The following is a 7,277-nucleotide window of genomic DNA, read 5'->3' as shown; positions in this document are numbered from 1 at the left end:
TACTACAGCCGTAGATAGGTAGTTTCGGCGTGTTTGCGCTGGTAGGCGCGGTTGCCGCGGCATGATCTCGAGTTTGTGAAGACATCCAGATCAGCTGCGGCAACCGCAGCACTGAGGGTAGACCATGAGCGGTGGCATGCGGGCCTGGATGGGTTGTTGGAGTCGTTCTCGTCGCGGTTCGCGCGGGTCGAAGCACGACGCAACGCCGGTGCGCTGGTGCTGGGTTTGCTGGCCGATATAGGTTCCAAGAACTGCTGGACTATCGCCGAACTATCGGGCCATGGCACCCCTGACCGACTGCAGCACTTGCTGTCCCGCGCTAAATGGGACGCTGATCTGGTCCGCGATGACGTTCGCAGCTATGTCATCGACCACCTGGCCGACCCTGATGCGGTGCTTGTCGTTGATGAGACCGGCGACTTGAAGAAGGGCACCAACACCGTTGGGGTACAACGCCAGTACACCGGAACCGCCGGACGCACGGAGAACTGTCAGGTCGCGGTCTACCTGACCTACGCCGCCGCTCGCGGACACACCCTGATCGACCGAGCGCTGTACCTGCCGCAGCACACCTGGGCCACCGACCCGCAGCGAAGGACCAAGGCCGGGGTCCCTGACACGGTCGAGTTCGCTACCAAACCAGCCCTGGCAACCACGCTGGTCGAGGCGGCCCTCGACGCCGACGTTCCGGCCTCGTGGGTCGCTGGCGATGAAGTGTACGGCGCAGACCCGAACCTACGAAAAGCGTTGCACAACAGACAGATCGGCTACGTCCTGGCCGTCGGATGCAATCGGCAGGTCCCCACAGCCGCCGGGAAGATCCGGGTCGATGCCCTTGCTGAGAATCTACCGCCGCGGTCCTGGCACAAGATGTCTGCCGGCGCCGGTAGCAAAGGACACCGCTGGTACTCCTGGGCCTTGATCGCGACCACCGAGCGTCCCGATGTTGGCCTCTGTCACGTGTTGGTGCGGCGCAACGATAGCTCCGGCGAGCTCGCCTTCTATCGCTGCTACAGCCCGGCACCGGTGCCGCTGAACCAGTACGTCCGAGTCGCCGGGCGGCGGTGGACGGTCGAGGAATCGTTCCAGAGCGGCAAAGGCCTGACCGGTCTGGATCAGCATCAAGTGCGGACGTGGACGTCCTGGCACCGCTGGATTACCTTGGTCATGGCTGCGCACGCCTTCCTGGCCGTGCATACCGCCACTGAACGCCTGGCCCAACCCTCAGAACCTGGACTGATCCGGTTGTCGGTCAACGAGTTCCGCAAACTCTTCACGATCCTCGTCCTCACACCACTGCATGCCATCGCTGACCCCCTCCGCTGGTCACTCTGGCGACGAAAACACCAATACCGAGCCCGACAACACCACTATCAACGCAGGTCACAACAACAATGAACCCTATCTACGGCTGTAGTACTAGTGGCTGGCCGGTCTGCAGCCGCTTCTGGGATGGATTGTCCCGTCCAGCCGGCGCCGCTGCCTTGCGGCCAGCAGCGACCAGAGCGGCGTCGGCTACGGCCGTAAACCTCGGGCGACGCAGCGGCTGGGGTAGGGCCTGGCGATAGCGCGCTTCCTGCAGCCCCTGATATTCGCGGTCGGCCAATATCGCGCGCGCCTCGGCGGCAGAATCGAGTCCCAGCTCCTCAATAAGAGCTGGTGTGGGATTAAGAATCAAACTCCGCTCCTCTTCGCGGCCCGTTTTCTCACCCGCTGCGCCAGAGTTGCGCGGGTAGCGACTGCTTCGGGGCTGTGCTCGACCTCCCATCACGCTTGCGCTACAGGGTCGTCAGCTCCTTCTTGCCGGACTGTCGTTCGTCGGCTGGCAAACTGGACGACATTTCGGGGTCTTACTTCTGGTCGCCATTCCCTTGACGGCCGTCACTTTGATCGCGGCCACCGTGTAGTACCTTGTCGTCGGACTATCGCGAGAAGCATAGATTTCAGGTAGCACTTGATATCTCGGGAGAACGGACTCGCCCTATTTGTACGCCCAATAATTATGTAAGGTAGCGACCCGAAGTGCCTGCAAGAGAGATACTCTAGTAAATTTGCCGGATTGACATTGTGTCCGTGAGAAGGGCCCATGCTGCCGAAAACCATACCGGCAGAGCCAGGCTGCGAGGCCGACGAAGTACGTCCAAATCTACGTGCTATCCGACACTCGTTCGGCGCCCAGCCGGTCTGTCAATTGAATGGTTGGGAGGTACCACCAGAAGATCCAGTCAAGAAACTGTGGACCGTAGTCCGGCTTCTGGGAGGCGTTCCGATGTCGAATGGCGAACTAGTTTGCGATTCGAAAGCGAGCGCCTTCATCCTTTCGGAACAGGTGGTCTTTCAAGAAGGCCCGTCGCTCTTCAAGCACTCCCGCAAGGGTGACAACTGCCGAACGCTTCAGGTGCTCATCGGCGTCGCGTGAGCGATACAGTGCGATGGCATGCCGGACCTGGTCGCCGGCGCTCGCGTCGCTAGGTGTCGTCATGGTGTGGAGCAGGTCTGTACGGGTGGTATCGGTCGTGGTCGTTAGTCGGCCCTTGTCATCGCCGTCCTCGGCGAATCGCACATCCAAGCCCGCACGATCTAAGACATCATTGACGCGCCAGCGGTACAACTGCTGACCAATACCGCGGGAGAAGTCGTGATGGTGATAGCCGCAGTTGGAGAAGCTATGGAAGCTGCGGCTTCGGGGCCGAGCGACCAGGTCATGTAGTACCTCCAGAACATCAAAGAACAAATTTTTTCTGCGGCAAACCGATTCGCGTCGACCGGCCACACGTTATCGACGGCGATTCTCCGCTCGATGATGTCGTTAGGATCGAGCTCTCGCGGATCGTCGACGCAGTCCTTTCCGAAGGCTTGCTCGAAATAGCCATGGTCATCAAGCGAAATAATTATGTGCACTACCTCTCGGATCATTCGTGTCAGTGACAACTCGCTGCCCGCGCTAAGTTCCGCCTGTTTGCGCTCGGACCAGTATCTCTTGGGTGCAGCCGCGGAGGGAAGGGTGTCAAGAGACCGCAGCATTAGTGCCAGGAACTTCCGACCAGGATCAGCTCCATTTCGCCTGCTCGAGATACCCGCTGCGTTGCTTGCCTCTAGGAAGAACTCTTTCGGAACGGAGTCGATGAACGCCTCCTCGAGTAGGAGCTCCACACGATCGGACCAACCGACGATGTCTGTCCGATTGACCAGCGTTGAAAGCTCCCTTCGGAGTAGCCCTGCAGGCCAGGCAAGCGTGTAGTCGACGCCCTAGAATTGACTCATGAACATCATTATCGGGCCTTGCCTACGAATCGGCGTGAAGCGACGCCCCCGGGCCGCAGTCGAAACGTGCGGACTGCGGCGCAATGTTCGCCTGAACGCCGGGATACCCGGGGTGCAGTCTTCCAACTTCAACGCCGACAATCGGTAGTCACGTCGTCTCGATGTCGGGGCTGGGCGGCTCGGTTCGGTGAAGCAACGACTGCAAAACCGTTTAGCGCAAATGAATCGCTACCCCGGATCAAACTCAGATCGAATGGGGAGCGCAGCAAGGGAAGTCGTGGCGATCACCGTCAACTCAGGACGGCCGACACCGGCGGTGGCGAGCACTTCCATCCCACGTGTGACGGCCACGAAGTAGGCGGCGAGGGCATGCGCGTCGGCGCAGGCATCGATCTCACCGCTGTCCTGGGCATCGATGATGCACTGGCAGTAGATTGCTTCGAGTCTGGTGAATCCCCCGAGGGCTGACGAGGCGACGTCGGAGTCCCGGTAGCCGAGTTCGACGGTGGCCTTGGTGATGAGCGAGTCCTGGCGATTGTCTTGTGTCAGAGCAAAGGCGACCTTGAGCATCTGGGCCTTGATCCGTTCGAGCGGGGTGGAGTCGGGTCCGGACAGAGCCTCGTCCACAGCGGCAACAGCATCGCTGGCACTTGCCGAGAGAGCTCTGAGGAATAGTTCGCGTTTGCCGCCGAAGGTGTTGTACAGGCTCTGTTTTCCGAGCCCGGTCGCCTTGATCAGGTCATCCATCGTCGTTCCGGCGTAACCGTTCTGTGCGAACACCTCGCCGGCCGATGCGATGACCTGATCTTCGCTGAACTTCCTGGGTCTCGCCATGGCTTCACGGTACGCGGTTATTGACTATCTGGTCCATAAGTGTATTTTGGACCGTGTCGTCAAAAACTCGAGATAGGAGCTGACATGGGACAGATGGATTCCCGCACCGCGCTGGTGACCGGAGGGACCTCAGGTATCGGCCGCGCGATCACCACCAGACTGATCGGCGAAGGAGCGCACGTTTTCGTCACCGGGCGCCGCGAATCAGAACTCGATGCGCTCGCCGCCGAATTCGGAGACAGGGTGAGCCCGATACGCAGCGACGTCTCCGATCTTGAAGACCTCGACCGGGTGTATGCGGCGATCGCTGATCGGAGAAGTGGCCTCGACGTCCTCGTCGCCAATGCCGGCGGAGGCACGTTCGCGGCGTTGGCCGATCTCGAACCCGATGCCTTCGACCAGACGTTCGGCATCAATGTCCGGGGGACGGTCTTCACTGTTCAAAAGGCCTTGCCGCTGCTGAATCCCGGGGCATCGATCGTGGTCACCGGGTCTTCGTCGGCGGCCCGGGCGACCGCATCGTTCGGTGTCTACTCGGCAAGCAAGGCCGCGATCCGCCAGTTCAGCAGAGTCTGGGCGGTCGAACTCGCCGAGCGAGGTATTCGGGTCAACACGATCACGCCGGGTCCGACCGAAACACCTGGGCTCGCCGGCCTGGCCTCCGACCCAGATGAGTCCCGCGCGTTGCTCGAACGCGAGGCAAGCCGGGTCCCGCTCGGCCGGCTCGGACAGCCATCGGAGATCGCCGACGCAGTCTTGTTCCTGTCGTCGTCTCAGGCGAGTTTCATCACCGGCAGCGAACTGTTCGTCGATGGCGGCGAATCGCAGGTCTGAAATGGCGGCGGTGGCTGAGAAAACAACGGTTGAGGGTATCCAGACGGTAAAGTCAGCCTCGGAGCCAACGGAGGACCACCGTGCGGGAACTCCCCATACCGGCTGAGTAGTGCTACTCATCCGCTGACGGCTCGCAGCCGCGACGATCGATTCATGACCGAACAGAACCAAGCCGTCATCAGCCGGCTTTCCGCCGAGTTCAACTCTTTGTCGAGTCAGTTTGCTCGTGTCTCGGGCGACCTGACCGAATTGCACACCGTGCTGGCCGCGCTCGAAGCGCCGGCGACGGAGCCCGATGTCCCCGAGAACGACGCAGCCGCAGAGCAACCCGCGGCTGCCGAGAAGCCGAATCAGCCCCAACCCCAATCCCGACCCGAACCTCAACCCGGTCCCCGGGCGGCGACGCAGTACGGACCCCGTACCGCTCCGCAGGGTCCGGCGTCACCGTGGAGCCACAGCGCGCCCGATCCACGCGCATACCTGGGCCGGCCGGCGATCGGCGGGCCGCAACGTGCGCCGTACCCCTCCTGGATGCAGCCCGCGGCCGCAGGCCGACAGGCTGCCCCGGGACGGCCCGTCGGTCCGTACGCGCCGGGTGCACGCCCGTTGCTGCCGCCGCCGCCCGGTTCGGGCGGCCGGGGACCGGCCGGACCTCCTCCACCCGCGAAACCGTCGCTCTGGCAGCGCATGACCGCCGATCCGGGTGGTGGCCTGATCGGCAAGATCCTCGCGGTCGCCGGTGTGGCCGTCACGCTGATCGGTGTGGTGATGATGCTGGTGCTCGCCGCTCAGGCAGGCATCCTTCGTCCCGAGATCAGGGTCGCGGCGGGTGCAGTCCTCGCCGCCGTCCTGGTGGTCGTCGCGATCCGGATGGCTGATCGTCCCGGTGGCCGGGTAGGCGCGATCGCGTTGTCCGCCACAGGTATCGCGGCCGCATACTTCGACGTCGTCGCCGTGACGCGGTTCTATGACTGGCTCCCGGATTATGGCGGCCTGATCCTGGCAGGACTGGTCACCTTCGGTGGTCTGCTGCTGGCCCGTCGCTGGGACTCGCAACATCTCGGACTGCTGGTCTTGATCCCCGTGTTCATTCTCGCTCCGGTTCTCACCGAAGGTCCGTCGCTGCTGCTGGTCGGGTTCATGCTGGCCATGGCCATCGGCTCGTTCCCGGTGCAACTCGGCAAAGACTGGGTGTTCCTGCACGCCGCCCGCGTCACCGCCAGTACCGCGACCCTGCTCGCCTGGATCTTCGCCAGCGCCTGGGGCTCGGAATCGCACGTTGCCCTGGCGACGATTGCCATCGTGGGCAACGCGGTCTTCGGTGTCGCCGGCTCGGTCGTTTTGGTGCGCAACACATCACTGCCGCACCTGACCGCCCTGCTCGGCTGCGCCACAGTCGTTCCCGTGGTGTTCTCACCGATCACGTTGGACCGCTGGGTGGCGGCTGCGATCATTGGTGGCGTCGCCGTACTGCTGCTCGCGGTCGTGCTGCTCGCCCGCACGCTTCCGACGGTGCCCCGCCGGATCTACTCGGCGACCGCGTCCGTGACCGCGGTGATCGCCGCCGGTGTCGCGTTCGAGGGACCGGTCCTGGCGCCGGTGCTGCTCGCGATGTCCATCGTGATCGCGGTCGCCGGACGATCGGATCTCGTGGCCCGGATCATCGCAGCCCTGATCGGAATGTTCGGTGGTATCGGTTTCCTCGCGATCTCGCCCCCGGGCCAGTTGACCGTGTCGACCGACATCGAGACATCCGTTGCGGCATCGATCGTGGTCGGCAGTGTGCTCGCGGTTGCCGCGATCTGGCTGAACTTGTGGGCCTGGTACCGCGCTGCAACAACTCCGCCGTCGGCTCAGAACGTCCAGGGCTTCGGGATCATCGCCGCTCTCGGGTCGCTCTACGCGGTGACGGCGCTGACCGTGACCGCCGGTGTCGCGATCGGCGGCAGCGAGGGCGGCTTCCTCGGTGGCCATATGGCCGCGACCATCTGCTGGATGGGTGGCGCCGCGACCCTGCTGATCATCTCGATTTCCATCGCCAAGGGCCACAAGCGATTCGGTGGCATCGGCCGCAACGTAGCGGTGGGCGCCGGACTCGGATTGACCGCGGCAGCCGTGGCCAAGCTCTTCCTGTTCGACCTCGCGACACTCGACGGGATCTTCCGGGTCGCGGTGTTCATCGTCGTCGGCCTGATCCTGCTGGCCGTCGGCGCGGGCTATGCCCGCGCACTGGGCAACAGCGCAGCATCCGAAGGAAGCCCGGACAACACCCCGGTCGGGGCCCAGCCCTGAGACCCAGCTCCGATCGCAGCCGTGCCCGCCACCTCCGGTGGCGGGCACCGCCG

6 protein-coding genes are annotated in these 7,277 nt (G+C 63.3%); 4 read left to right on the top strand and 2 right to left on the bottom strand.

Annotation, left to right across the window (positions count from 1 at the left end):
* Positions 1 to 156 precede the first annotated feature (156 nt).
* Positions 157 to 1,398 (top strand): IS701 family transposase, encoded by a 1,242-nt coding sequence (locus BFL43_RS09930; RefSeq protein ID WP_084889687.1) that lies wholly within the window; start codon positions 157 to 159, stop codon positions 1,396 to 1,398.
* 886 nt (positions 1,399 to 2,284) lie between these two features.
* Here the strand turns inward: BFL43_RS09930 and BFL43_RS28550 are convergent.
* Positions 2,285 to 2,773 (bottom strand): hypothetical protein, encoded by a 489-nt coding sequence (locus BFL43_RS28550; protein ID WP_143695232.1) that lies wholly within the window; start codon positions 2,771 to 2,773, stop codon positions 2,285 to 2,287.
* A 489-nt stretch (positions 2,774 to 3,262) separates the two neighbouring features.
* On the opposite strand from BFL43_RS28550, the gene BFL43_RS28895 reads away from it, so the two are divergent.
* Positions 3,263 to 3,412, top strand: coding sequence for a hypothetical protein (locus BFL43_RS28895; RefSeq protein ID WP_168176595.1), 150 nt, complete (start codon positions 3,263 to 3,265; stop codon positions 3,410 to 3,412).
* Positions 3,413 to 3,492: 80 nt separating this feature from the next.
* Here BFL43_RS28895 and BFL43_RS09920 read toward each other — a convergent pair whose 3' ends face one another.
* Positions 3,493 to 4,098, bottom strand: coding sequence for a TetR/AcrR family transcriptional regulator (locus tag BFL43_RS09920; RefSeq protein WP_084892380.1), 606 nt, complete (start codon positions 4,096 to 4,098; stop codon positions 3,493 to 3,495).
* Between the two features lie 84 nt (positions 4,099 to 4,182).
* Here BFL43_RS09920 and BFL43_RS09915 point away from each other — a divergent pair, with 84 nt between their 5' ends.
* Complete coding sequence (locus tag BFL43_RS09915; protein WP_084892379.1) at positions 4,183 to 4,932, top strand: SDR family oxidoreductase; 750 nt, start codon at positions 4,183 to 4,185, stop codon at positions 4,930 to 4,932.
* 153 nt (positions 4,933 to 5,085) lie between these two features.
* Positions 5,086 to 7,224, top strand: a complete 2,139-nt coding sequence (locus tag BFL43_RS09905) for a DUF2339 domain-containing protein (RefSeq protein ID WP_168176594.1) — start codon at positions 5,086 to 5,088, stop codon at positions 7,222 to 7,224.
* Positions 7,225 to 7,277: the final 53 nt, after the last annotated feature.

Source organism: Williamsia sp. 1135 (genome assembly GCF_002095395.1).
Lineage (GTDB): Bacteria > Actinomycetota > Actinomycetes > Mycobacteriales > Mycobacteriaceae > Williamsia.
Note: the sequence above shows the minus strand (reverse complement) of the source record. Positions and strands in the feature narration are given on the sequence as shown.